Origin of the sequence: Chitinophaga vietnamensis (assembly GCF_902167635.1) — a bacterium.
In the GTDB taxonomy this organism is placed as follows: Bacteria; Bacteroidota; Bacteroidia; order Chitinophagales; family Chitinophagaceae; genus Chitinophaga; species Chitinophaga vietnamensis.
Genome location: NZ_CABHMS010000002.1, coordinates 345851 through 371316, shown reverse-complemented (window position 1 = coordinate 371316; position 25466 = coordinate 345851). Strand labels below are relative to the sequence as shown.

General features: G+C 52.6%; 18 protein-coding genes. 5 read left to right on the top strand and 13 right to left on the bottom strand.

Going from position 1 to position 25466, the window contains the following annotated elements; translation table 11 throughout:
* Positions 1-66 precede the first annotated feature (66 nt).
* Positions 67-2412: a glycoside hydrolase family 127 protein gene (locus FPG75_RS06095; protein ID WP_143305878.1), complete on the top strand. Its 2346-nt coding sequence runs from the start codon at positions 67-69 to the stop codon at positions 2410-2412.
* 15 nt (positions 2413-2427) lie between these two features.
* On the opposite strand, the gene FPG75_RS06090 is transcribed toward FPG75_RS06095, so the two are convergent.
* The 6 genes from FPG75_RS06090 to FPG75_RS06065 all read right to left on the bottom strand — a co-directional run bounded on the left by FPG75_RS06090 (position 2428) and on the right by FPG75_RS06065 (position 11114).
* A complete protein-coding gene (locus FPG75_RS06090) occupies positions 2428-4404 on the bottom strand; it encodes an alpha-L-arabinofuranosidase C-terminal domain-containing protein (RefSeq protein WP_143305877.1) in 1977 nt (658 codons plus the stop codon).
* 22 nt (positions 4405-4426) lie between these two features.
* The gene (locus tag FPG75_RS06085) at positions 4427-5128 is read right to left on the bottom strand and encodes an NUDIX hydrolase (RefSeq protein WP_143305876.1); all 702 of its coding nucleotides are present in this window, start codon (positions 5126-5128) and stop codon (positions 4427-4429) included.
* 435 nt (positions 5129-5563) lie between these two features.
* A complete protein-coding gene (locus FPG75_RS06080) occupies positions 5564-7246 on the bottom strand; it encodes a sodium:solute symporter family transporter (RefSeq protein WP_143305875.1) in 1683 nt (560 codons plus the stop codon).
* Positions 7247-7270: 24 nt separating this feature from the next.
* A complete protein-coding gene (gene araA, locus FPG75_RS06075) occupies positions 7271-8746 on the bottom strand; it encodes an L-arabinose isomerase (RefSeq protein WP_143305874.1) in 1476 nt (491 codons plus the stop codon).
* Positions 8747-8756: 10 nt separating this feature from the next.
* Positions 8757-9455 carry an L-ribulose-5-phosphate 4-epimerase gene (locus FPG75_RS06070; protein ID WP_143305873.1) on the bottom strand — a complete coding sequence of 233 codons (699 nt, stop codon included), beginning with the start codon at positions 9453-9455 and terminating at the stop codon, positions 8757-8759.
* A gap of 6 nt (positions 9456-9461) precedes the next feature.
* The gene (locus FPG75_RS06065; protein ID WP_143305872.1) at positions 9462-11114 is read right to left on the bottom strand and encodes a ribulokinase; all 1653 of its coding nucleotides are present in this window, start codon (positions 11112-11114) and stop codon (positions 9462-9464) included.
* Between the two features lie 391 nt (positions 11115-11505).
* Between FPG75_RS06065 and FPG75_RS06060 the strand changes: the two genes are divergently transcribed.
* Genes FPG75_RS06060 through FPG75_RS06050 form a run of 3 tightly spaced genes read left to right on the top strand, consistent with a single transcriptional unit; the run spans position 11506 to position 16733 of the window.
* Entirely contained in the window at positions 11506-12747 is a 1242-nt protein-coding gene (locus FPG75_RS06060; protein ID WP_143305871.1) for a TolC family protein, read from the top strand.
* 7 nt (positions 12748-12754) lie between these two features.
* Positions 12755-13675, top strand: a complete 921-nt coding sequence (locus FPG75_RS06055; RefSeq protein WP_143305870.1) for an efflux RND transporter periplasmic adaptor subunit — start codon at positions 12755-12757, stop codon at positions 13673-13675.
* 4 nt (positions 13676-13679) lie between these two features.
* A complete protein-coding gene (locus FPG75_RS06050) occupies positions 13680-16733 on the top strand; it encodes an efflux RND transporter permease subunit (protein ID WP_143305869.1) in 3054 nt (1017 codons plus the stop codon).
* On the opposite strand, the gene FPG75_RS06045 is transcribed toward FPG75_RS06050, so the two are convergent.
* The 3 genes from FPG75_RS06045 to FPG75_RS06035 form a co-directional block, all read right to left on the bottom strand.
* Positions 16726-17325, bottom strand: coding sequence for a hypothetical protein (locus FPG75_RS06045; RefSeq protein WP_143305868.1), 600 nt, complete (start codon positions 17323-17325; stop codon positions 16726-16728). The two genes, FPG75_RS06050 and FPG75_RS06045, sit on opposite strands and share 8 nt — an antisense overlap.
* Positions 17326-17328: 3 nt before the next feature.
* A complete protein-coding gene (locus tag FPG75_RS06040; protein WP_236652908.1) occupies positions 17329-17796 on the bottom strand; it encodes an RNA polymerase sigma factor in 468 nt (155 codons plus the stop codon).
* Positions 17797-17905: 109 nt separating this feature from the next.
* Positions 17906-18736: a hypothetical protein gene (locus FPG75_RS06035; RefSeq protein WP_143305866.1), complete on the bottom strand. Its 831-nt coding sequence runs from the start codon at positions 18734-18736 to the stop codon at positions 17906-17908.
* A 204-nt stretch (positions 18737-18940) separates the two neighbouring features.
* Between FPG75_RS06035 and FPG75_RS06030 the strand changes: the two genes are divergently transcribed.
* On the top strand, positions 18941-19393 hold the full coding sequence (locus tag FPG75_RS06030) for a lipocalin-like domain-containing protein (RefSeq protein WP_143305865.1): 453 nt from the start codon (positions 18941-18943) through the stop codon (positions 19391-19393).
* Between the two features lie 64 nt (positions 19394-19457).
* Here the strand turns inward: FPG75_RS06030 and FPG75_RS06025 are convergent, their stop codons facing one another.
* The 4 genes from FPG75_RS06025 to FPG75_RS06010 are packed head-to-tail and all read right to left on the bottom strand — an operon-like array spanning position 19458 to position 25452.
* Positions 19458-19940: a VOC family protein gene (locus FPG75_RS06025; RefSeq protein ID WP_201747893.1), complete on the bottom strand. Its 483-nt coding sequence runs from the start codon at positions 19938-19940 to the stop codon at positions 19458-19460.
* A 46-nt stretch (positions 19941-19986) separates the two neighbouring features.
* Entirely contained in the window at positions 19987-23259 is a 3273-nt protein-coding gene (locus FPG75_RS06020) for a TonB-dependent receptor (RefSeq protein ID WP_143305864.1), read from the bottom strand.
* A gap of 4 nt (positions 23260-23263) precedes the next feature.
* Positions 23264-24229, bottom strand: a complete 966-nt coding sequence (locus FPG75_RS06015; protein ID WP_161596683.1) for a fasciclin domain-containing protein — start codon at positions 24227-24229, stop codon at positions 23264-23266.
* Between the two features lie 14 nt (positions 24230-24243).
* The gene (locus FPG75_RS06010) at positions 24244-25452 is read right to left on the bottom strand and encodes a fasciclin domain-containing protein (protein ID WP_143305862.1); all 1209 of its coding nucleotides are present in this window, start codon (positions 25450-25452) and stop codon (positions 24244-24246) included.
* Positions 25453-25466: the final 14 nt, after the last annotated feature.

Below are 25466 nucleotides of genomic sequence, written 5' to 3'. Positions count from 1 at the left end.
GGCTGGCAAGATAGTAAATTATAATTGTCATTTAAACAATTATAAAATAAGTATTATCTTGTCGGTATGAAAAGACTGATAACAGCCCTGCTGCTCTGTAGCAGTGCATTTGCGCAATCCTATGTGCCGGAGTGGCAGGAGCAGCGCATGAAAGTATTGCCGGCGGTGGATATCCGCGCCTATCCCTTTCCTTTATCTGACGTGACTTTACTGGATGGTCCTTTCAAAACTGCGATGCAGGCGGATGCGCGCTACCTGCTAAAAATAGACCCCGACCGCCTGCTGGCGGCCTTCCGCAGCAATGCGGGCCTTCCGCCCAAAGGCCGGCAATATGGCGGCTGGGAAACGGGCGGTCTTGCCGGGCATACCATGGGGCATTATCTCTCGGCCTGCGCGATGCATTATGCCGCTACAAAAGACAGCGCCTATCTGCAACGCGTCAATTACCTGGTAAGCGAACTGGCGCTTTGCCAGCAGGCGCGCCACAACGGCTATATCGGCGCTTTCCCGGATGATGAAAAATTATGGGCCGAAGTAGCAGCCGGCGATATCCGCTCCCGCGGCTTCGATCTCAATGGGGGCTGGTCGCCCTGGTATACCGTGCACAAGATCATGGCCGGACTGCTGGATGCCTGGCTATATTGCCACAACGCGCAGGCCTGGCAAGTGAATAAAGGCCTTGCCGACTGGACCGCAGCGGAAGTGAGCCATCTCTCCGAACAACAGATGCAGCAGATGCTGATCTGCGAATATGGCGGCATGGCCGAAACCCTTGCCAATACTTATGCTTTGAGCGGCGACGAAAAATACCTCGCCCTCTCCCGCCGCTTCCATGATAAACGCATTCTCGATTCGCTGGCGGCCCGCAAGGATATCCTGCCCGGTAAACATTCCAATACGCAGATACCAAAGGCTATCGCCTGCATCCGTCGTTACGAGCTGACGCACGATACCACGGATGCGGCCATTGCCGCCTTCTTCTGGGAAACCGTTACCCGCGACCATTCCTATGCCAACGGCGGCAACAGCAACTATGAATATTTCGGGCCGGCGCGGCAACTCAATGATGCGCTCAGCGATAATACCACCGAAACCTGCAATACCTATAATATGCTGAAGCTGACGCGGCACCTGTTTGCACTTGCGCCGCAGGCCCGGCTCATGGACTATTACGAAAGAGCGCTGTACAACCATATCCTGGCATCGCAAAATCATGAAACCGGTATGATGTGCTATTTCGTGCCGCTGCGCATGGGCGGCAGAAAAGAATACAGCAATGAGTTTGAAACCTTCACCTGCTGCGTAGGTTCAGGTATGGAAAATCATGTGAAGTATGGCGAAAGCATTTACTATCGCGGGAAAGATGGCAGTTTGTATGTCAATCTCTTCATCCCCTCTATCCTGGAATGGCGGGAGAAAAATATCAGGATCAAACAGGAAGGCCAGCTGCCTGCTGAAAATCGTGTAACCTTTACCGTTAGTGCACGTCGGCCGGTGTCATTTACCATACGTATCCGCAAACCCGCATGGGCGGCCGATGGCGTGGCATTACAGGTAAACGGCAAAGCGCAGGCGTGGCAAACAGATAGCAGCGGCTACATCGTCCTGCAACGCCAATGGCAAAACAATGACCGCATTACGCTTACTTTGCCGGCCACCGTTTACGCGGTATCACTGCCGGACAATCCCGGGCGGCAGGCGCTCTTCTACGGTCCCCTGCTGCTTTCCGGGGTATTGGGCAACAAAGAGCCGGACCCTGTAAGGGGCGTGCCGGTGCTGGTAACACCAAACGCATCGCCCGCCACCTGGATCGCGCGCAGCGAAGGCGCATCGCTGGCGTTCCGCACCCATGGCGCCGCACAGCCGCAGGATGTAACGCTCATCCCCTTCAACGAAACCCGCAACGAATACTATACCGTGTACTGGGATGTGTTCTCTCCCGAACGCTGGCAGCAACAGCAGGCGGTATATGCTGCAGAAAAAAGAAAGCAGCAGGAGCTGGATGCCCGTACCACCGATATTTTCCGCCCGGGTGAAATGCAGCCGGAGCGCGATCACCAGTTCAGCGGCGAAAAGATCAGCACAGAAGAGGAACATGGCCGCAAATGGCGCATGGCAGGGCCGGACGGCCATTTCACTTTTACGATGCGCGTATCGCCTGAGAGCAAGCATTCACTGCAATGCACCTACTGGGGCATGGACAACCGCGGCCGTACCTTCGATATCTTCGTAGAAAATACGCTGATCGCCACCGTAGACATCAATCGTTTTAAGGAAAGTAAATTCTATGATATGGCTTATCCTGTTCCGGCGGAGCTGACCAAAGGCAAACACACCGTACAGGTGCGCTTTGTGCCCAAAGCCAATAACAGCGCGGGACCGCTGTATGGTTGCCGGATGGTGAAAGAATAAGCGCCAAATAGCACTTTAATGTCTCATTCCCCCCACCCTTAACACATAGAACGAATGGGGCAACATCTCCGCCTGGTAGGTATTGTCCTTTACGACAATGTATTTTTCCATGGGCGATACCGGCACAGGATGATCGAGTGAATTGCGCGCCTGTAAATCGTCATTTTGCAGGGTATTTAAGCGCGCCACATGTTCTCCTTCGCTGCCGCCCTGTATCTGCATCACGATGGGCTTCGCGCTGGCGGAAGTGTTCACCAGTTTCACGATCACATCGCCGTTATTGTCTACTACCGCCGACGCATACACGCTATCCTGCCCTGTCAGCGCTTTTCCATTTTGCAGGATGGGCACTACCTTGCTGCCCCGGTTGCGGGCATACAGCTGCTGTACGTAGTAAGAAGGCGTGCCATAGGCGCGGAGGTTATCGAACCAGATAAGATCAGGCGCCCATTGCCAGGCATCCACATGTGCGAGCAGCGGCGCATAGGAAGCCATCGCCACCACGTCGGCATTACGTTCCAGGCCGGTCATGAAGGCGGCCTCCGCAAGCGCGCATTCCCAGGTGCTGCGTTGCTCTCCTTCCGTATGCTGCGTGCTGTGCGCGGCATATTCGCCGGCAAATATTTTGGCGCCCTGGCGGTCGTACTGATCATAGCGGGCGGCATTTTTCAGGAACCATTCCGGCGAGCGGTAGTAATGTTCATCGAGTATGTCGGCATGTAGTTTGCGCAGGGTATCGTTCAGGAAATTAAACTGTGCACCGTCGGGACCGGGGCCAAGACTGTTTACCAGCCTGATTTCCGGGTGTTTGCTTTTGATCGCTTTGGCAAAGAGGGTATATCGCTCGATGTATTGTGGTCCCCATTGTTCATTGCCGATGCCGATCATCTGCAAGTTAAAAGGTTCGGGGTGTCCCATCTTCGCGCGGAGCGCGCCCCAGGTGCTGCTCACCGCGCCATTGGCAAATTCGATGAGGTCGAGCGCATCCTGGATATAAGGGTCGAGCTGCTCGATGGCAGCCACTTCGCCGCTGTTGTACTGACAGGCCATACCACAGTTGAGGATCGGCAGCGGCGCAGCGCCGATATCTTCTGCCAGCTGAAAATATTCATAGAAGCCCAGTCCGAACGATTGAAAATAATCCGGCGCCGCGCGCTCTTTGAACTCCGTATTCCAGCGATTGATGATTAGCTCCCTTTGATCCGTAGCGCCTACTGTTTTCTTCCATTGATAACGGTTGTTGAGATCGCGGCCTTCCACGATACAACCACCTGGAAAGCGGATAAACCCGGGATGCAGGTCGGCCAGAAGCTGCACCAGGTCGGCCCGGAGGCCATTAGGCCGCTCCTGCCAGGTATGCTGTGGAAAGAGGGAGATCATATCTACGTCCAGCACGCCGGGGCCGCTGTATTGCAATTGCAGCTTTGCATGAGGCGTGGTAGCTTTGGCGGTGAAACTGGCTTTGTAAAGCTGCCAGTTTTTGCCGGATGGCGACAAAGCCGCACTGCCGATCTCCTTTCCTCCTTCATCGATCAGGGCGATACGCACTTTCACGTTGGCAGCGCCCTGCTGGCGGGCATACATCGAAAAATGATATACTTCACCTTCATGGATACCCATGCCGCGGAAACCTTCATTCGTCATCACAAAATTGCGTGTATCCCTTACCGTTACCCGTGCAAACCTCGGATTGGCCGCGTTTTCCGCTGCACGGTTTACCACGAGCGCCTTGCCATTGGCGGCAGTCGGCTCAGGTATCTGCCATCCCATGAGCGGGGTATTGAATTCAAAGGAACGGTTTTTCACCAGCTCGGCATATAGCCCGCCATCTGCAGCGAAATTGATATCTTCAAAAAATATCCCCCACATCTGCGGAGATACGGAGGCTTTTATTTCATCGGCTTTTACGGTGAGCTGCAAAGGCTGTTGTGCCGCCAGCGGCCACACATAAGCGATGAGCAGCATGCACATCGCGATAGGTCTTGTTTTCATCAGCGGGTTGTTTTATCTGCGCTCAGCGCAAATGTGGATCAGGCACAAAGTTGAGGAATGCGTGAAAATTGGCATTGTATTTTTTACGATCAACTTTATAATAGAAAGCACCTTTCCGGGAGCCGAGCTTGTCTTTATCAGCGAGTTTTACCAGCAGTTTTGTCGATAGTATCTTCCTGCTGAAATTCCCTTTATCGAAAGTAGCGTTATAAACAGATTCGTACAGTTGCTGCAATTGCGGGATGGTGAACTTGCCCGGCAGCAACTCCAGCAACAACGGATGCAGCGCCGCTTTGTAACGCAGCTTCTCTTTCGCCAGGTTCACCATATCCTGATGATCGAATATCAGTTCCGGGTAATGGTTGATGGGAAACCATACTGCATGGAAGTCCTTGTTCAGCGGCTGCCTGAGCTGCTGAATATCTATCAGCGCTGTATATGCCACCGACACTGTGCGTTCCACTGTATCGCGGGCAGGCGCACTGAATGCATGCAGCTGCTCCATGTAAATGCCATCCAGCCCGGTGAGATTTTCCAGCACACGGGCGGCTGCATCTTCTGCACTTTCATCCGGCTGCACAAAGCCCCCCACCAGGCTCCATTTACCTTTAAACGGCTCAAAGCCGCGCTGTATCAGTAACAGCTTCAGCTCTTGCCCGTCGAACCCGAAAATGATACAATCAACGGCAAATAGTATTCTCGTTTGCTGCGAATATCTTTTCATAAATGATGAATTAGTGGTTTGTTGCGTGTTGCGTGTGGCGTGTGGCACGTATCGTGTGGCATGTCGCACGTTGTACATAGCACATTGCGCATTGCATGTCGCACATTGCACGTTGCACATTGCACATTGCGTGTGGCGCATGCCCCCGGGTTCCACCCGGGGCTACCGAGCTGTCGCCCCTACGGGGCTGATGACCGCGGTTACATTCCGGCTACCAATATTTCGCCCCTACGGGGCGATGACATGACGGCTCACGTTTTCTACCAATATGACGCCCCGCCGGGGCGAAAGCCCGGTAGCACATCGGCATCGACAACGCGGACCATCAATCACAGCGCCCCGGTGGGGCGCTATATTGGTAGCAACACAGCTATAACATAATGCGCCCCGGCGGGGCGCCATATCGGTAGCCCGATAAAAATACTAATTAATCATTTACCAGAAACGTATATACAAGGCCGATAGTATCAGCAACGTCACCACAATCATCACCATCGCAGACGGGCTCACCTTAAACATCTCCTTATCCAGCGCAAAAGCGCGTGGATTCACTTTCGGGCCGGCAAGACTTAACAGCACCATCACGATCATGGTGAACATAAAAGCCAATCCCATACAAATGAGGAAGGGAATTTCATAACCGCCCTTACCGTTGGGATAGGCCGTATAGAAGAATGTTTCATGCCCCAGCACTGCCGGTGCAAACTGGTTAAAGAATACGCAAAGCGAGAAACCGGTAATGATACCTGCCACGGCTGCCGCGCCGGTAGTGCGTTTCCAGAACATACCCAGCAGGAACATCGCGAATACGCCCGGACTGATAAAGCCGGTGTACTTCTGAATAAAAGTAAAACCGCCCGCACCACCGATGCCCAGCAGGTCTTTCCAGGTAAAACAGATCGCCAGCACCATCGCCACGATCACTACGATGCGGCCTGTCCATACCAGTTGCTTTTCCGGCGCTTCTTTGTTGATATAGCGATGGTAGATATCGAGGGTGAAGATAGTAGAGATACTGTTGGCCTTCCCTGCCAGCGAGGCTACGATGGCAGCTGTCAATGCCGCGATGGATAAGCCTTTCAGGCCATTCGGCAGAAATCCGAGGATAGCGGCATAGGCGCCGTCTTTATTGGCCAGGCCAGGTAATGCGCCATTCTTTTGCAGCACATAGGCGGCAATACCAGGCAGCATTACAATCACAGGCATCATCATCTTGAGCAGACCGGCGAACAGGATACCATGCCGCGCCGTCTTCAGATCCGCGCCCAGCGCGCGTTGTGTGATGTACTGATTGCAACCCCAGTAGTTGAGGTTCACGATCCACTGCCCTGCCGCATACATCAGGATACCTGGCAACACCAGGTATTTGTTGATATACTCCTGCGAAGAACTGGCATCCGGTTTGGCGAGTATCATATGAAAATGATCCGGCGCATCGCGCAACAAAGCATTGAAACCCGCCAGGGCATTACGTCCCAAGCCGGCGTGCTCACTTACCAATGCCAGGGCCATATAGGTGGTGGCCAGTCCGCCGATGATGAGCACGCCTACCTGTATCACATCGGTATAGCCGATCACCTTCATGCCGCCCAATGTAATGATCACTGCAAAGATGGACAATGCGATCATCACCACATGCAGGTATTCACCGCCCAGCAGCCCGTTGATGGCCAGCGCGCCGAGATAAAGGATAGATGTCAGGTTCACAAATACATAGAGAAACAACCAGAACACCGCCATGATCAGGGCCACTGTTTCATTGTAGCGTGTTTTAAGGAATTGCGGCATCGTGTAGATGCGGTTCTTCAGGTACACCGGAATAAACCACACGGCAATGATAATCAGCGCTACCGCTGCAATCCATTCATAGGCGGCCACCGCGATACCCACAAAATAGCCGTCACCGCTCATACCAATGAATTGCTCCGCCGAAATATTGGAAGCGATCAGCGATGCGCCAATCGCCCACCAGGTGAGGGAACCTTCGGCCAGGAAAAAATCTTTGGTATCGGTGCTGCTCTTTTTCTTCCGTTGATAGATCCAGTAGCCATAGGCCGCTACGATGCAGAAATAAATAACGAAGACGATCACATCGCCGGTAGAGAGTACATTTTTCATACGGGAACTATTTAGCTGTTGGCATTAAAAGCAGGCCTCGTTCCAGCGCAACTCATTGCGGAACTCACGCAGGCGGGTATCCTGGTCGATCAGCGCCAGCTCGATGTTGGCGATATCGGCAAAGTCCTGCATATGACCAGCATTCAGCTGCTGACTGTAACAGGTATGATGCGCGCCGCCGGCCAGTATCCAGGCCGTGCAGGCAGTTTTCATATCCGGGTAAGGTTTCCACAACACGCGCGCTACGGGCAATTTGGGCAGGTCCTGCGGCGGCGCAACGGCGTTTACTACGTTCACGAGTAAACGAAAACGTTGCCCCATATCCACCAGCGAGGCATTGATGGCCGGACCGGCCGCGCTATTGAATACAAGCCTTACCGGATCGGCTTTGCCGCCGATGCCCAAAGGATGCTTTTCACAGGCAACCTGGCCGTCGGCAATAGAGGAACAGATCTCCAGCATGTGCGCGCCGAGCACCAGCGGGTTGGCCGGATCGAAATGATAGGTATAGTCTTCCATGAAAGAAGCGCCGCCGGGAATACCGCTGCCCATTACTTTCATGGCGCGCACGAGCGCAGCTGTTTTCCAGTCGCCTTCTCCGGCGAAGCCGTAGCCCGCGTGCATCAGGCGTTGTACCGCGATGCCGGGCAATTGTACCATGCCGTGGAGGTCTTCAAAAGTATCAGAAAAGCCTTTGTATCTCCCCTCTTCCAGAAATGCTTTCAATCCCAGCTCTATCTTCGCGGCATCGCGTAACGCAGCGTCCTGCAACAAAGCGGAGGAGATGCGGTAGGTATCTGCATATTCTTTCACCAGTGTATCGGTGGCGCTATCTGTGACCTGGTTGATCATCGCTACCAGGTCGCCGATGCCGTGGGTATTGGTAGCAAAACCGAACTGCGATTCTGCTTCCACTTTATCACCATCGGTTACCGCTACATAGCGCATGTTATCGCCGAAACGCACGAAGCGTGCGCCCTGCCAGTCGTGCCAGCCGGCGGCTGCGCGTGTCCAGGCGCCCAGCTCTTCGAGCACGGCGGCGTCCCGCCAGTGGCCGGTGATCACTTTCCGGTTGATGCGCATGCGGCTCATCATGAATCCAAACTCACGGTCGCCATGCGCGCTCTGGTTCAGGTTCATGAAATCCATATCGATCGTGGCCCAGGGAATATCGCGGTTATATTGTGTGTGGAGATGACAGACGGGTTTCGATAAGGCTTTGAGCCCGCGTATCCACATCTTCGCAGGCGAGAAGGTATGCATCCAGGCGACAATACCGATACAATTGGCGCTGGCATTGGCTTCCATGCAGGTGGCATATATCTCTTCCGGTGTTTTTACCACTGGTTTGTATACAACGGTAAGGGGTATACGCAGATCGGAGTTGAGCGCTTTTGCGATCTCCTGGCTGTGGGCGGCTACCTGTTGCAAGGTGGCTTCGCCGTACAGGTGCTGACTACCGGTAACAAGCCATATCTCTAATGTTTTCAGATTGATCATATCGGACAATTTATTGGCCATAGTAGGAACCTGGGCCATGTTTACGTTCATAATGTTTTTTGACGAGGGCATCTTTGAGACGGGGCGCATTCCCATTGATCGCTTCTGTGAGATGCGCCATCTGCGCCACTGATTCCAGTACGGCGCTGTTGTACACGGCCTTGGCGGCGGTGGCGCCCCAGGTGAAAGGCGCGTGATTGCCCACGAGTATCATTTCTATATCACGGTACGACAATCCCCTTTGCGCCAGCGTATCCATGATTTGGAAACCAGTCTGATATTCGTAATCCCCCGCTATCATCTCGTCGCTCATGGGCGGCGCGCAGGGAATGTCTACCGTATTATGATCTGCGTGAGTGGTGCCATAGATGGGAATATCGCGCTGGCTCTGCGCCCAGGCGGTGGCGTAGGTGGAATGCGTATGCACAATACCGCCGATGCCTTCCCAATGTTTGTACAGCACCGCATGCGTAAGGGTGTCTGAAGAAGGGCGCAGGCGGCCGTCTACCACTTTTCCGTCGAAGTCCACTATCACCATTTTTTCGGGAGATAGTTCCTGGTAAGGCACGCCACTGGGCTTGATCGCAAACAGGCCCTGCTGGCGGTCTGCCGCGCTCACATTGCCAAAGGTGAAGATCACCAGTCCCAGTGCGGGCAATTGCATATTGGCTTCGTAAGCCATTTCTCTGATATCCTGGTATCGTAACATAACATATCAATCTATGGTGAAGGTGCTGGTAAAAGCGCCCAGGGCTTTATACCGTTGATACCTGTTTTCGTATAGGCTTATACGTTGTTCATCGGGATAGTAGGTACGTTCAAAGCCTTGTCCCATGGCCTGCATAGCGTCTTCCACTTTAGGGAAGATGCCGGCGGCTGTAGCGGCAAACATGGCTGCGCCGAGGGCGCAGGTTTGTTCTGAGCGGTGGATGCGGATAGGCATGTTCATCACATCGGCCATCATCTGCATGATGAAGGGAGATTTCTTTGCTACGCCACCGATGCCGATGAGGCCTTTCACGGGCACGCCTTCCCTTTCAAATCGTTCCACGATGGCTTTGGCGCCGAAGCAGGTGGCCTCCGCTATAGCGCGGAACAGGCGCGGCGCATCTGTAGCGAGGTGCAGGCCGGTGAAAGTAGCGTGGAGCGACTGATCCGCATCCGGTGTGCGGCGCCCGTTGAGCCAGTCGGTACCGATTTCGCTGTGCGCATCGGGCGTGATCAGCGCCGCTTGTGCGGAGAGTTCCGTGATCATCCGGCTGCTGGCTTCTTGCGCCAGATGGGCCGCATCAGCAGGTAAGAGCTGTTGCAGGGGCCAGGACAATAATTGACTGAACCAGGCGTAGGCATCACCGAAGGCCGATTGCCCCGCTTCCATGCCCATCATACCAGGGATCACGGAGCCGGGCACTTGTCCGCAAATGCCTTTCACCAGTGTATGTTCTACTTCGTGCAGTGGCGCCACCAGCATATCGCAGGTGGAGGTGCCCATTACTTTGCTGAGATGATAAGGTTCTATTTGTCCGCCTACGGCGCCCATGTGCGCATCAAATGCGCCGATGCCGATCACCACTTCCGTGGAGAGGCCCAGCCTGTCGGCCCATTCCGGGCAGAGATGCCCCGCGGCTTCGCTGGCGGTATAGGTAGTTTGAAAAAGCCGTTCTGTAAATCCCTGCAGCAGCGGATCGATGGCCGTGAAGAAAGCATCCGGCGGCAGGCCGCCAAATTCCGCAGCGAAAAGGGCTTTATGGCCGGCGCTGCAAATGCCACGCTTCATTTCAAGCGCATGCTTGCCACCCGAGAGCAGGAAAGGTATCCAGTCGCAATGCTCTGCCCAGGAATAGGTTGCCTTCCTAACGGCCTCGTCTGTACGAAGTATGTGCAGCAGTTTGGCCCAGAACCATTCAGAAGAGTAGATGCCGCCTACGAAGCGGAGATAGTTGCCTCCGAAAGCGGCGGCAGTGGCGTTGATGGCGGCGGCTTCCCGGATGGCCGTATGATCTTTCCAGAGCACGAACATGGCGTTGGGATTGTTGGCGAATGCAGGTAGCAAAGCCAGCGGGGTGCCGCTTTCGTCCACGGCTACAGGTGTGGAGCCGGTAGTATCTACGGAGATGGCTTTGATACGTGCGGCGATATGGCTGCCGGCCTGTTGCAGGCATTGCCGGATGGTATTTTCCAATCCGTCGATATAGTCCTGCGGATGCTGGCGGAAGCGGCTTTGGGAGGCATCGCAATACAGGCCTTCTTTCCAACGTGGATAAAAATATACGGCGGATGCCACTTCCGCGCCATTGCGGGTGTCTGCTATGATTGTGCGGACGGAGTCTGTGCCGAAGTCGACACCTATAACGTAGAATTCCTGCATTATTATTGTAAAATTGACAATTATCTTTTTAAGACGATTCAAAAGAACAAAATAATTGTCATAATTACAATTAAAAATGGGTTTAATTTTTTTGGGGTACAGGGAGGGCCGTGTGGGAGGATTGGGATAATATGACGCCCCTACGGGGCGAGGACGCGACGTTTATGTTTCCCGACCAATATTTTGCCCCTGTCGGGGCAATGACGTAGCGAATGAATATGTTCTACCAACGTAGCGCCCCTATCGGGGCAATGACGTAGCGAATGAATATATTCTACCAATATAGCGCCCCGTAGGGGCGGCATATTGGTAGGGCGGCCTGTCTTTTTTACTACAGAAGTTGAACAGATTTACCCACTACATTTGTTATACATCTGTAAAACCGGATCTGATGAAAAGAACAGGATTGCTACTATGGCTCGCTTTATGCTGCCTCTACGCAACAGCACAGGAAAAAGACCTCCCGTTTTTCTTATCGCAGGCCAATCAGAACAGCCCCTTGTTGAAAGACTACCAGAACCAGGTGCGGGCAGCAGCTATAGACAGCCAGCGGCTCCGGGCCGCCTATGGCCCACAGGTGAATGGCACCAGCAACAGTACCTACGCCCCGCTGATTCATGGCTATGGCTACGACAATGCCATCACTAACGGTGCGCAGGTCAGCGCATTGGTAGGCGCCTCCAAAGAATTAAATGGTCTCAAAAATTTACGTAATCAATTACAAGGCATCGACCTGCAAAGCCAGGGCGCCCGCAATACCGCTAAAATATCGGCGCAGGAACTGAAGAAAAGTATCACCGCACAATATATCACCGCTTATGGCGACTGGGCCCAGTGCAACTTCAACCAGGAAGTGCTCAACATCCTGAGAGAAGAGGAAGTGATATTGAAAAAACTTACGCAAACCGGCACCTACAAACAAATAGATTATCTCACTTTCCTGGTTACGCTACGGCAGCAGGAATTACTGATCAGGCAGCTGAAAGCGCAATATGCTAACGACTACGCACAGCTGAATTATCTCTCTGGCACAACAGACACCGCTTTCACGGCCCTGCCCGATCCGGCGCTCAGCCTGGAACAATTGCCAGGATTGGAGAACACCGTATTTTACCGGCAATTTGTGATAGACAGTCTGCAACTACGCAATGCAGATGCCGCCGTCAACCTGGCCTACCGTCCACGCATCAACGTATTTGCAGATGGCGGTCTCAATACTACCCTCGCGGTAGACCCTTACAAAAATGTAGGCGTGAGTGCGGGCGTGAGCGTGATCGTACCCATCTACGACGGCCGCCAACGTAAAATGCAACATAACAAGATCGCCATCTCGGAAGATACCCGAAAACATTACCAGGAATTTTTTTCCCGCCAATACCGGCAACAGGTACAGCAGCTGGCGCAGCAACTGAACGCAGCACAGCAACTCATCGAAGAAGCCCGCGCACAGCTCAGCTACGCCGGCGGCCTGATGCAGGCCAACAAACTGCTGCTGGCACATGGCGATGTGAGGATAGCAGACTATGTAATTGCGATCAACAATTACCTGAATGCGAAAAATGTAATCACACAAAATACGATCAACAAATATCAGCTGATCAATCAAATCAATTACTGGAACAGTACTAATTGAAAGCGCTATGAAATTATACCCATCGACTTTGCTTGTTTGGCTGATCATCGCAGCATCCTGTCATAACAGCACTCCGGCCGCTGAAGCACCGGCAGAAACGCCAGGCACGCCTGTTACCGTAGCCTCTCCGGAAACCGGCACGATGGGCGATTCCGTAGAACTCAACGCCAGCGCCGTATTCCTGCTGAAAACAAATGTAAAGGCAGTGGCCAACGGCTTTTTACAGACATCCAATGTTAAACAGGGGCAGCATGTCCGTAAAGGTGAAGTGTTGTTCCTACTAAAGACCAAAGAAGCTGAAAACCTCGGCAATACCATCAACAAACTGGATACCTCTTTTCATTTTACCGGCCTGATACCGATCCGGGCTAACGGTAACGGCTATATTACGCAGCTCACCATGCAAGCTGGCAGCTATGTGCAGGATGGCGAGCAACTGGCTACCATCTCCGATGATAACAGCTTCGCTTTTATTCTCAGCCTGCCATATGAATACAGCTCACTCATCCCCGGCAACCGGAAAGTGACGCTTACCCTCCCCGATGGCCAACGGCTGCCCGGCGCCATGGACGCGCCTTTGCCCAGCGTGGATTCCGTAGCGCAAACACAGAACTATGTGATCCGCGTTGCTTCTTCCAAAGTGATCCCCGAAAATCTCATCGCCAAAGTGCACCTGGTCCGGTCCGTCAAAACCAATGCAGTATTCATTCCCAAAGCAGCCATACTTTCCGATGAAGCGCAACGTGAATACTGGATCATGAAAATGAGCGACAGCACCACCGCTGTAAAAGTGATCGTTACCAAAGGCATGGAAACAGATGGCAAAGTAGAGATACTGACACCCGCCCTTAGTGCGCAGGATAAAGTGCTCACCAGCGGCAACTACGGATTGCCAGACACAGCAAAGGTTTCCATCATTAACAAATGAAGGCATGAAAAATTTCTTTACGACATATAAAAACCCGGTGGCAGTATTACTGGTGATCATCATCGCCGGCGGACTGTTTGCCTATAGCAAGATACAGTCGGCCCTCTTCCCGGAGATCACTTTTCCCAAGATCAAGATCATTGCCGACGCCGGCCAGCAGCCGGTGAACAAGATGGTGGTAACCGTTACACGCCCGCTGGAACTGGCCATCAAACAGGTGCCCGACCTTAAAACGATCCGCAGCACCACCAGCAGGGGCAGCTGCGAAATATCTGCCTTCATGGACTGGAAAGCAGATATCAATATCAGCCAGCAACGCATCGAATCCAAAATTGCGGAGATCAAAAATAACCTGCCACCGGATATACAGATCACGGTAGAAAGAATGAACCCCTCCATACTACCGGTTAGCGGCTATACGCTGGAAAGTCATCACCGCTCTCCCATCGACCTGAAATATCTCGCCACCTATACCATCAAACCCTTTCTCTCACAAGTGGATGGCGTAGCCGAGATCAGGATCATCGGCGGTAAAACAAAAGAATATTGGGTGCAGCTGGATGTACAGAAGATGAATACCTTCGGCATTACGCCCGATGTGATCAATAACGCCCTCGCACAAACGAATTTTATCAAATCCAATGGATACCTGGCCGACTATCGCCTGCTATATCTCACGGTTACAGATGCCGTAGTAGATACGAAAGATAAATTGGAGAAACTGGTGATCAGCAACAACAGCAAACGCGTGATCACACTGGCAGATATCGCAGCGGTGGAGATACGCGAAGCGAAAGAATACATCAAGGTGAACGCCAATGGCAAAGAAGGCATACTCATCGCCGTGATCAAGCAGCCCAATGCCAACCTGGTGGACCTGTCGGACAAGATGCGCGATAAAGTGGAAGCGCTGAAAAAAACTTTACCGGCAGATGTGAAGATATCTCCCTACTATATACAGGCTGATTTTGTAAAAGATGCTATCAAAAGTGTGACCGACAGTCTGTGGATAGGACTGTTCCTGGCCATCGCTGTTGCGGTTATCTTCCTGCGGTCTTTAAAAGCCAGTACTACCATCCTCATTACGATTCCGGTCACGCTCCTGCTCACCCTGATCGTGATATATGCCATCGGCGAAACCTTCAACATCATGACCTTGGGCGCCATGGCGGCGGCCATCGGCCTGATCATCGATGATGCCATTGTAGTAGTGGAGCAGATACATCGCACACATGAAGAGCATCCCGACGAGCCCACCCTCGCCCTGATTCAAAAAGCCATTCATTACCTGTTCCCTGCGATGCTGGGTTCCTCTCTCAGCACCATCGTTATCTTCCTGCCTTTCCTGCTGATGTCTGGCGTTGCCGGCGCTTATTTCAAAGTGATGACCAATACCATGATCATTACGCTGATGTGCTCTTTCCTCGTTACCTGGCTGGGCTTGCCGGTCATCTACCTCGCTCTCACCAACAGGAAGAAAGAGCGGAAAGCTATCGCGGCGCATACCGCGGGTCATGATGTGAAACCGCAGCGCTGGGTGAAATGGTTTATCACGCGGCCATGGGTGAGCCTGGGCATCATTGCTTTGATGCTGGCGCTGATCCTCGTGATCGGGCCGCGGCTGGAAACCGGCTTCCTGCCGGAGATGGACGAAGGCAGCATTGTGCTGGACTACAGCTCTCCACCGGGCACTTCGCTCGAAGAGACCGACCGGATCCTGCAAGAGGTAGAGAAGATCATCACCCACACACCTGAAGTAGCGGCCTACTCGCGCCGTACCGGTACGCAGATGGGCTTCTTCATCACAGAACCTAACAAGGGTGATTACCTGATCCAGTTGAAAAAAGACCGGCAGCTCTCCACCGATGCAGTGATCGATAAGATACGCAAACAGATAGAAGCCACGCAGCCCTCGCTGCGCGTCGATTTCGGGCAGGTGATCGGCGACATGCTCGGCGATCTTATGACCTCGGTACAACCTGTAGAAGTGAAAATATTCGGCAATGATCCTGAAACATTGCACAGTCTGGCCAAACGTGTAGCCGGCGTCATCAGCGAAGTGCACGGCACCGCCGACGTGTTCGACGGTATTGTGATCGCCGGCCCTTCCATCAGTATGGAACCGGATATGCGCATGCTGGCGCAATATGGCATCACGCCGGCCAACCTGCAATACCAGCTGCAAACAGCGTTGGAGGGCAATGTAGCGGGCGCCGTATTTGAAAAAGAACAGCTGGCGAATATACGCCTGGTATACCCGGGTAATACCCGGCTAACGGTAGCGGATATAGGACATTTACAAGTATTCCTGCCCGGCGGCAAGTTGCGCCCGCTCACAGATTTCGCGCATATCAAGATCAATAGCGGCGATGCGGAAGTGTCCCGCGAAAACCTGCAATCCATGAGCATTGTAACCGCCCGCCTCGACAACCGCGATCTCGGCTCTGTGATGAAAGAGATCACGCAGCGTGTAGGCGCAGAGGTTAGTTTGCCACAGGGATACAATATCACTTATGGCGGCGCCTATGCCGACCAGCAGCAATCCTTCCGGGAGCTGCTGCTGATCCTGATCACGGCCAGTCTGCTCGTATTTGGCGTGATCCTCTTTCTCTACCGCGATTTCATTGATGCGCTGATCATCCTGCTGGTGGCGGTGCTGGGCATCGGGGGCAGCTATGCGGCGCTTTTCCTCACGCATACGCCGCTGAACGTGGGCAGTTACACCGGCCTGATCATGATCGTAGGTATCATTGGCGAGAATGGTATCTTCACTTTCCTGCAATTCCGGGAGTCTATGGCGCATTCCCAAAATGTGGATGAGGCGATCATCTATGCCATCTCCACCAGGCTGCGGCCCAAGCTGATGACGGCTTTGGGCGCAGTGATCGCGTTGATGCCGATTGCCCTAGGCATCGGTACAGGCGCACAGTTGCACCAGCCGCTGGCCATCGCGGTGATCGGTGGTTTCCTGCTGGCGCTGCCGCTGTTGCTGATTGTGTTGCCTGGGCTGATAAGGATGCGGTATAAACGGAAGCAGCAAACGAACCAGCTTAGTTAACCTTCTTCTTCGTAGAATCCTTTTCCACGCCAATGCGGTAATCGTCGCTGGTGATGCCGCTCACCCCTTTAGGTGGCTTCACTTTGGGCGCGGGCGCCACGGTGGCGCTATCCGGCGCAGGCTTGTGATACTTTAGTGGCGGCTCCATTTTCATGATGGGCAAGATCCTTTCCACTACTGAATCGGCAGTAGTGCTGTCATTTGTTTGCAGGGTATCTTCCGAGATGATGATGGGCGATACGGGTGCAGGCTTTTGAGGAAGCCGCAGCAGGGTATCTTTTTTGGGCGCCGCAGGTGGCGGCTCTTTGATCACCGGGGCCAGGGGCGGCACTTTGGGAACAAGGGCAGGTGCAGGCGCCTGATGGCTGAGGTGCCACCAGAGTGCAGATATGATGATCATCAGGCCGGCGAATGCGAGCCAGATCTTGCCTTTGAATGTGGGCGTTGTTTTTTGTTGAGGTTGAGGTACATCTTCCACCACCGCATCCAATTGCGCGTCAATGCTGGCCCAGATACTGTCTGCCATATCGGGCACAGGTACCTGGTCCAGCTTTGCTGCTATTAATTGTTCGTATGGTGTGTTAGTATCCAAGGACTAGACTTTTATCGCATTTATTTTTTGTTGAAGTATCTTTCTTGCTTCGCTCAGGTGCCATTTGCTGGTGCCTTCGCTAATACCCAGCTGGGTGGCTATTTCCTTGTGGGTATAGCCATCGACAGCGTACAGGACAAAGACCGCATGGGTGGCGGGCGGCAATTGCCTGAGCAGCTGCAGGATCGCTGCGGCATCTGTTTTTTCTATGATACTGTTATTGACAAACGGTTCTTCCGCCGCCTCCAGCTCCAGGCTGGTAAAGCGGCTGCGTTGTTTGATATGATCCAGCGCCTCGTTGATCACGATCTTCTTGAGCCAGCCGTGCACATTGCCTTTTGTGGCATCGAAGGTTTGTATGCTGCGGAACATTTTCACGAAGGCCTGGGCCAGGATATCGCCGGCTTCATGTTCATCGGCGACATAGCGCATGGCAACGGACATGGCAAAGCCATAGAGCTGCCGGTACAGCTGTTCCTGCGCTTTCCTGTTGCCTTTGCGGCAGTCTTCGATGATATGGATTAAATCCTGTTCCAGTGCTTATCCTGTATAATGTTCCGTCACCAACGCCGGGGCGCTGTTACCATTTAGCGTCGTTTACTTTCCTGGCGAGTATCGCCGTACCGATGGCGCTGATGTTCAGTTTCTCTGCCGGGTCCAGTTCATTATAGAACCAGATGTTCCGGTCGATCAGGTCCACGATGGCCACCACACCGGCGCTGGTGCTCAGTTCATAGCCCGACAATAATTTAAACGGCAGCTGGCCTGTTTTGCCATTGGACAATTCCGTTTTCCGGAGGCTCAGCGGATGGATGAAGAGGGTATCGCGGCCATTGGTGGCCAGGCCCGCGTCCTGCTGCTTGATAAAGGTAAACGGATTAGGGTCGCGCTCCGCCTCACGATCGTAGATATTCGTCATCATCAGCTCCCAGTCTTTACTGTCCTGCGTAGTGTCCGCACTGATCCATGCTGAAAACACATAGTTATAATGCTGCAATTGCTCGAAACTGCTGAACAGGCCATGGTAGCGCGTCATCTCTATCTCCAGCTTTTTGGTCACCTGTTTTTCCCTCGCATATACCGCGGCATAATTTTTACCGTCCGTGATGGTATAACGGAACTTCGCTTTCTCGTTCTCGATCGTCTCTCCTACCTGTACGCCCACTTTATTCAATACCAGGTTCTCCAGGAAAAAGCCGCGGGTACGCCCCCAGCCGGGATAACTGACATGCGCCCCTCTTTTGATTTTGGAAGTGCTGAAATTGGCAAACGACATTTTGTTGCCCCTGGCGCCCGCTACATGCTGCATGGTAGCCTGTTGCCTGAATGTTTCCGGGACGGCCAGCTTCATGGAAGTACCACAAGCCGTGAGAAAAGCGATGCCCAATACTACTAATACCTGATTCTTCATACTACAGATTGATATTGCAATTTATTTATTCCACTTATTTATTTCAGGCCAGCCAGCGCGGACCTTTTATGTAGTACCCCTGATTTTCGGGAAAGGTTGGGTATCCTCAAAAAAATATATTTTTTTCTTCTCTCCCAACCATCGGCATTTTTTGAGGGTACTACTATCAACACAAAGTTTATCCACTCAAATCAATCGAATAGTATGAAAACAATGTCTATGAAATGGGCTTTACTCGTAATCGTTAGCGGCGGCATCCTGCTTTTCTCCTGCAAAAAAGATAAAAGCGCCGACAATGGCAGCAGCTGCAGCAAAACACTGGCAGGCCTTTCCGGCTCCTACAAATTGATCGCAGCACAGTACAGATCCAGCGCCACCGCCACGCCGGTCGACTATTACGCGCAAATGGAAGCCTGCGAAAAAGATGATATCCTTACCCTCAAAAGCGACGGCACCTATCAATACAGCGATGCCGGCACTCCCTGCACCGACCAGGCCACCGATCACGGCACCTGGCAAGTTAGCGGCAACACCCTCACCAGCGACGGCGTTCTGCATGGCACCATCGGCAGCTACGATTGCAAAACACTGGTGTATTATATAGACAATGCCCTTACAATCGGCGACAGAATAACCTTTACAATGGTACGTCAGTAGCTACCTATTTACAAAAAAATGCGGACCGGCGCCTGCCAGTCCGCACTTTTTTCTGAAGAAACAGCTATTTGTTAGCTGGCTCCCATAATTCAATTTTGTTACCCTCTATATCAAGAATATGAACAAACTTCCCATAGTCATACGTCTCTATTTTATCCAGCACCGTCACACCCTCTTCCTTCAAAGCCGCTACCAGTGCCTCAATATCCTCCACCTGGTAATTGATCATAAAATCCTTTGTTGAAGGCGCAAAGTATTTGGTATTGTCGGCAAAAGGGCTCCATACCGTATATCCCTTCTTCGTTGAATCCTCCGCCTGCCGCCATTCAAACTTGGTCCCATACTGATCCGCCCCGAAACCAAGATGGGTCTGATACCATTGTTTAACTTTCTCGGGGTCATTACACTTAAAGAAAATACCGCCGATACCTGTTACTCGTTTCATGTTGTTGTGTTTTAGGGTTGCTTTAGTGAATACTGAATTGAATGCAAAACCAGCACTGAATGATGTGGCAAGCGCTACTATTATTAATGTTCTTTTTTTCATTTATTGCTATTAAACATTGATAATAGCCCCTAAGATACACACAAAATCAAAATGAATAACGTAAGCCCAACTGCCCCTGCGCCCGCGAGCTGAAATAGTCTGTAGACCAGGCTTTCCCCGGATCTACAAACCTGAACACAGGATAGTTACCCATATTCTGTTTCGGCGGGAACAAGGCCGGCGCAAGACCTACGCTGGCAGTAGAGTTGAAAGTATTGGGAGAGAAATATACCTGTCCCCAGCTGCTGTTGATCAGGTTAGCAATGTTCATCACATCCAGCGTAAGCGTGATGAAACGGCTGCTCCCCGCAAAATGGAACTCCTGCGCCACATGCAGATCGGCTGTAGTATTCCAGGGCGTGCGGCCCGCATTGCGCTCCGTAAACTGGCCACGGCGGCCACTCAGGTACTTGCTGCCATCAATATAGCGATTAAAACCCGCCGCCTGCTGCGCAGCCGTAACCGTAGCGCCGCCAGCATCGGTATAATCCTGGAAGAAATGCACCGCTTCCTCTTCTTTGGGAATATAGGCCAGACTTACCTGCTGCGGCAATCCCTGTATACTGTTGTTCACAATGCCATATGTAAACGGACTGCCCGATTGCGCACTCACAAAGAGATTCACATTCGTGGTCCAGGTTTCGTTCCAGGCATGCTGATAGCCGATATTGAGAATAATACGATGACGTATATCAAAGTTGGACCACGCCAGGCCCGCATTGTTGGGATTCAGCGCCTGGTTCAGCTGCCAGTTGCTTTCCATCGAGTTACGGATGCCGTTGAAAGCATCCTTCGATTGCCCATAGGTATAGGCCAGGGACGTATTCCAGCCGCCGCTGAAACGTTTGCTGGCAGTAGCAGTAACAGAGAAACGGTATCCCAGGCTGGTATTGCTCAACTCATACGCATTGGCAAAACGGGGGTCTACTGTGCCGCTGTACACCGGCATTTGATGCGATGCATCAAAACCATAGTAACGCGGATTATCGATGATATTCACCTGCTGAAAATAAACGTCGTGGATGGTTTTGGTGTACAAACCTTCTATCCCCAGCTTGTAACCGGCATTACTGGTGTAATCCAGCGCCAGACTGGCACGCATCACTTTAGGCAGGGTGAAGTGATTATCTATCAGATCTACCTGCGTTTTACCTGCATGCGGATTATTGGTCACTACACCGTTTTGAGAGATGAAATCCGCCATACCATTCGGTCCCGGTTTCACAGGGTCTGACCCTGGTGCAAAAGGCTGCTGGTCGGCCTTCTGATCGTAGGCGCCATAATTCACACCGGTGTTGTAAAAGGCGTAACCGAGCCACGCGAGCGGTATACGGCCGGTAAACAGGCCCGCGCCGCCGCGCAACACCAGCAGGCCATCGCGACTAAGATCATAACGGAAGCCGATACGGGGAGATACCTGCGGACGATCCAGGTAGTTGTTAGTGATCTGCCGCATCGGCGTATAGTCGTAGGTGTTACCAAAGTAGCTATCGGTATAGGCGGTCCTCACTTGCTCGCTCAAAGGCTGCTTGTGCGGCACAAAGCTGTAATCCACGCGGATACCGGGTGTGATACGGAACCTGTCGGAAAGCCGGATTTCATCCTGGAAATAGGCGCTCAGCATGTTCACATCAAATACAGCTTCGGGGTGCGATAAAATATAATCACGCGAGTTGTTATGATAGTTGTAGTTGCCTCTTACGCGATAAGGATTGCCATTGAGGAAATCTTCGATGCTGAGGTAATCCACCCTGCCGTTCCAGGCATTTACAAAGCCATAGCTCACATGATACAGCTCATTGTGCGTACCAAGCAACAGTGTGTGTTTTCCGCGCTGCCAGGTGAGGTTGTCGGTGATCTCCCAGGTACGTTGTTTCATGTTGAAGATAGATGCTTCCCTGTCGGTGCCCAGGTAGATGGTGGTACCGGGCGTGCGACCCATGATCTGTATCTGCGGCAAAGCCGGATCTGCCAGCGGATCTCGGTAATCGTGGATGCTGGTATAGCCAAGGATCAAACTGTTGGAGAAGCCGCCATTGAAATGTGTTTTCAACTCCGCTACCGTAGAGCTCTGGTTGTTGGTTTGGCGGTAAGCCATGGAGCTAAAACGGAAATCCATCTGGTCGCGGTCCATATTCACCGCGCGTGATAGCACGGTGTTATTACGTACCGACAGCTGGTTGTGTTCATTGAGGTTCCAGTCGAGACGGTTAAAATATTTCTCCGAGCGCGCATAGCTGTTATAAGCGCCGGCTGTACCCGGATCGAAGATATTACCATAGTGGTTCAATGTGAAGTTGCGGATATCATCTGCATCTTTGGCGCTGAAGATCTGCGCCGTTTCCGGTTGTCCGGCCATGAGCTGTGCGGGGTCCTGGCGGCGGCTGATCTCTTCATTTGTAAAAAAGAATAGTTTATCCTTGATAACGGGAAAGCCTAAACGAATACCTGCCTGGTAATCGTAAAAATCATTGTTCATCTTCCCCAGTGATCCTATCCTGTCTTTCCCGGTGATGGCGGCATTACGGCCATAGGCATATACGGAGCCGGTGAGCGTATTGGTACCACTGCGGGTAACGGCGTTGATGCTGCCGCCGGTGAAGTTACCGATCTTCACATCATAGGGTGCAAGGTATACCTGCATATCTTCGATGGCATCCAGGGAGATGGCATTGCTGCGGGTGCTGGAACCGGGTGTGCCCGAAGTGCCGGTGATACCGCCGGCAGAGGGACTGAAGCCGATCGCATCATTGTTGACCGCGCCATCTACAGTGATGTTGTTATATCGGAAATTGGTACCGGCGAAAGAATTGTCTTTGGAACCCTGTGGCACCAGGCGCGTGATGTCTTGCAGGCTGCGATTCACGGTGGGCAGGCTGTTGAGCTGTGAGCGCGTGATGTTCTGCGCGGCGCCATAGGTGTTGGCACGATGCGTGGCGGGTGTGGAACGTATCACGATCTCGCTGAGCTGTTTTTGTTCTTCTGCCAGTATAAACACCAGCTGTTGCGGCTCTCCGAGCCTTACGGTGAGCTGGTCCATCACGGCGGTTTTTCTTCCTACCATACTTACTGTGACCGTGTAAGGGCCGCCTATGCGGAGGCCTGGCAGGAAGAAACCGCCGGTTTTGTCGGCATGGGTACTGTACTTTGTTCCGGATGGCTGGTGAATGGCAACGATAGTAGCACCGGGCAGCGATTGCCGGCTGCTGTCGGTAACACGTCCGGTAAGACTGCCATCCGTTTGTTGCGCGCTGGCCGGGAAGATGGCGCAGCAGCACCATAATACCACGGTCAGAAAAATATGAATGCCTTTGTTCATAGCTTTATTGTGTTAATACCCTCGAAATACTGTGTACTACGCCATTTGCAGCCAGTATATTTTTTCGGGAGAGTGAAGCATTTTGTATATAGATGCCTGAAAAGCGGCCGGGCTGCGTATTATCCGGCGCCAGGGTGATGGTAGCATTCGCGCCGTTCAACATATGTTCTATGAAGCGGTTGCTGCGCACATCTGCTTTCAGGATATAATCGTAAGTGAAATTCCTGCCGGCGGCGATATGCGCTTGTACCATGCTTTTCAAGGCCGATGGATCCATGTGGTAGATGCTGTCGGTAGTGTTGATGCCGATGGCCGCAAAGGCGCTATTCACCGGTGCAAATACCGTATAAGGGCCGCCAGCCTGGTATTCCGCGGCAAGGCCGCTTTGGATCACGGCAGCATTGAAGAGCGACAACTGCGGATCGCCGGAGATAGCCTGCTGGATGTGGCTATACACCACAGGATTCAATATACCATCCGTTACATTCACGAGGCCATTGGATGCAGGTTTATCGTAGATGCTGATGCGGACGCCATTCACCACCACGGCCGTATCGCGGCTGTTGATCCAGTGGGTGATATAAAGCGGCTGGCCACTCATAGTGGTGAACAGCTGGTTAAAGGCCAGTGGCAAGGAATCCAGGCGCACCCTTCCCCGGATGATATGATAAGGTACGATAGCGCGCATCGAATCCAGTGCGCGGATGATGGCGGTGCCGGAGGTAAAGCCCGCCGCCGTGAACGCATTATTGGAAGGACCGAGCAAAGTATAAGGCCCCGGCGTGCTCAGGGTATCGTTATAGGTAGTGGCCACCAGTGCGTATTTGAACAGGGAGAGACTGAAATTACTGTTCACCACGGCGGTGATGCCATTCTTCGCGTAGATATCTTCCGGCAATATCTTATCCTTTGTACAGGCCGCCAGCAGCGCGATCCCTGTTATAGCGGCAAAAAATCTTTTATGTAGCATATGCGTCATTTCTTTTACGGCGTGGGTAATAACAGGTTATCTACCCGGTGTATCACACCGGTGAGCGTAGTGATATCGGAAGGGCCGATGATGGCCGCGCCCCGCCCGGATGGCGCATCCTGGCGATGCAGGATCACCTGGCCATTATTAACCTGCACGAACAATGCCCCCGGCGCCGGGCTGTTGCTCAGATTTATTTTATACAATCCATAACGCAGATCAAATGAATAGAGATAGCTCCAACCCGGGTTGGTATTGAAGTTATACCAGCTGTAGAGGATATGGTTCACCAGGATAGAATCCATATTGGTGGCTCCCCAGCTACCGGAGGCGGCGGCTGATCCGTCGATATATTTATTGATATCATCGATGCTATTGAAGCCTGCTTTCCTGAATGCATTGTTCTCCGGCGCAAATACGATGGCAAAAGGATCGCGGCCGGATTCGCCATATGCGCCGATAGCCAGCACCAATGCTGAAGTATCATTGAATACGCCCAATGTACCATTCTCACTATACACCGTATTACTCTTCTTCAATGCCGCCATGTAAAAACTGAAACTGGTATCGCTGCTCAGCACCTGGTAGCTTTCATAAAAAGGTTTGACGATAAGCGTGTCGATCAGGAAGAGGGCGCCATTGGTAGCAGGGATGGCGGGCGCTTTACTGACCGGCAGGCCGTTTAAACGCAATGTACCCTTAGACAAACCCACGATCAAACGGTAATAATAGTAAGCATTATAAGCTGCCTGAAATGGCGAGGGTACCTGCGAGCGCGTAATGTCCCTGTCGGGGTACATCAGCGGATAGTAAGTATTTTCACCACTCATGTCAGTAACGCCGGCTGCCACGCCACCGGGAATAATGAGGTAGCGGATGAGGGAATCCAGCACGGCTACTGGCGCCGTATTGATATTATCGGCTGTATAGCCCGCAGCCTGAAACGCTTTGTTGGTGGGCACAAACAGCGTGTAGGGCGCATTGCTGCTGTTGGCCGCGAGGCTGTCCATATACTGCTGGATCTGTGTGCGGCCCAGCGCCGTGCGATAGATCGACGCTTCCGGTATGGAATCCAGCAACTGCGACAAGCTCTTAGTGACGCCGGTATAAGGCAGCTTGTTGCCTACCGGCCTGGGCGGCTCTTCTGTTTTGGAGCAGGCGGCAGCCAGCATCAGCAGCAGGGCTAGCCCCAGCATCTTCCACCTGTTATGATCTCTATTCATAAAAATATCTTCTT

Bases quoted from the DNA above. Each gene is read 5' to 3' on its own strand.
- FPG75_RS06095 (WP_143305878.1), top strand. From the start codon at position 67: ATGAAAAGACTGATAACAGCCCTGCTGCTCTGTAGCAGTGCATTTGCG.
- FPG75_RS06090 (WP_143305877.1), bottom strand. From the start codon at position 4,404: ATGAAAACAAGACCTATCGCGATGTGCATGCTGCTCATCGCTTATGTG.
- FPG75_RS06085 (WP_143305876.1), bottom strand. From the start codon at position 5,128: ATGAAAAGATATTCGCAGCAAACGAGAATACTATTTGCCGTTGATTGT.
- FPG75_RS06080 (WP_143305875.1), bottom strand. From the start codon at position 7,246: ATGAAAAATGTACTCTCTACCGGCGATGTGATCGTCTTCGTTATTTAT.
- araA (WP_143305874.1), bottom strand. From the start codon at position 8,746: ATGATCAATCTGAAAACATTAGAGATATGGCTTGTTACCGGTAGTCAG.
- FPG75_RS06070 (WP_143305873.1), bottom strand. From the start codon at position 9,455: ATGTTACGATACCAGGATATCAGAGAAATGGCTTACGAAGCCAATATG.
- FPG75_RS06065 (WP_143305872.1), bottom strand. From the start codon at position 11,114: ATGCAGGAATTCTACGTTATAGGTGTCGACTTCGGCACAGACTCCGTC.
- FPG75_RS06060 (WP_143305871.1), top strand. From the start codon at position 11,506: ATGAAAAGAACAGGATTGCTACTATGGCTCGCTTTATGCTGCCTCTAC.
- FPG75_RS06055 (WP_143305870.1), top strand. From the start codon at position 12,755: ATGAAATTATACCCATCGACTTTGCTTGTTTGGCTGATCATCGCAGCA.
- FPG75_RS06050 (WP_143305869.1), top strand. From the start codon at position 13,680: ATGAAAAATTTCTTTACGACATATAAAAACCCGGTGGCAGTATTACTG.
- FPG75_RS06035 (WP_143305866.1), bottom strand. From the start codon at position 18,736: ATGAAGAATCAGGTATTAGTAGTATTGGGCATCGCTTTTCTCACGGCT.
- FPG75_RS06030 (WP_143305865.1), top strand. From the start codon at position 18,941: ATGAAAACAATGTCTATGAAATGGGCTTTACTCGTAATCGTTAGCGGC.
- FPG75_RS06025 (WP_201747893.1), bottom strand. From the start codon at position 19,940: ATGAAAAAAAGAACATTAATAATAGTAGCGCTTGCCACATCATTCAGT.
- FPG75_RS06020 (WP_143305864.1), bottom strand. From the start codon at position 23,259: ATGAACAAAGGCATTCATATTTTTCTGACCGTGGTATTATGGTGCTGC.
- FPG75_RS06015 (WP_161596683.1), bottom strand. From the start codon at position 24,229: ATGCTACATAAAAGATTTTTTGCCGCTATAACAGGGATCGCGCTGCTG.
- FPG75_RS06010 (WP_143305862.1), bottom strand. From the start codon at position 25,452: ATGAATAGAGATCATAACAGGTGGAAGATGCTGGGGCTAGCCCTGCTG.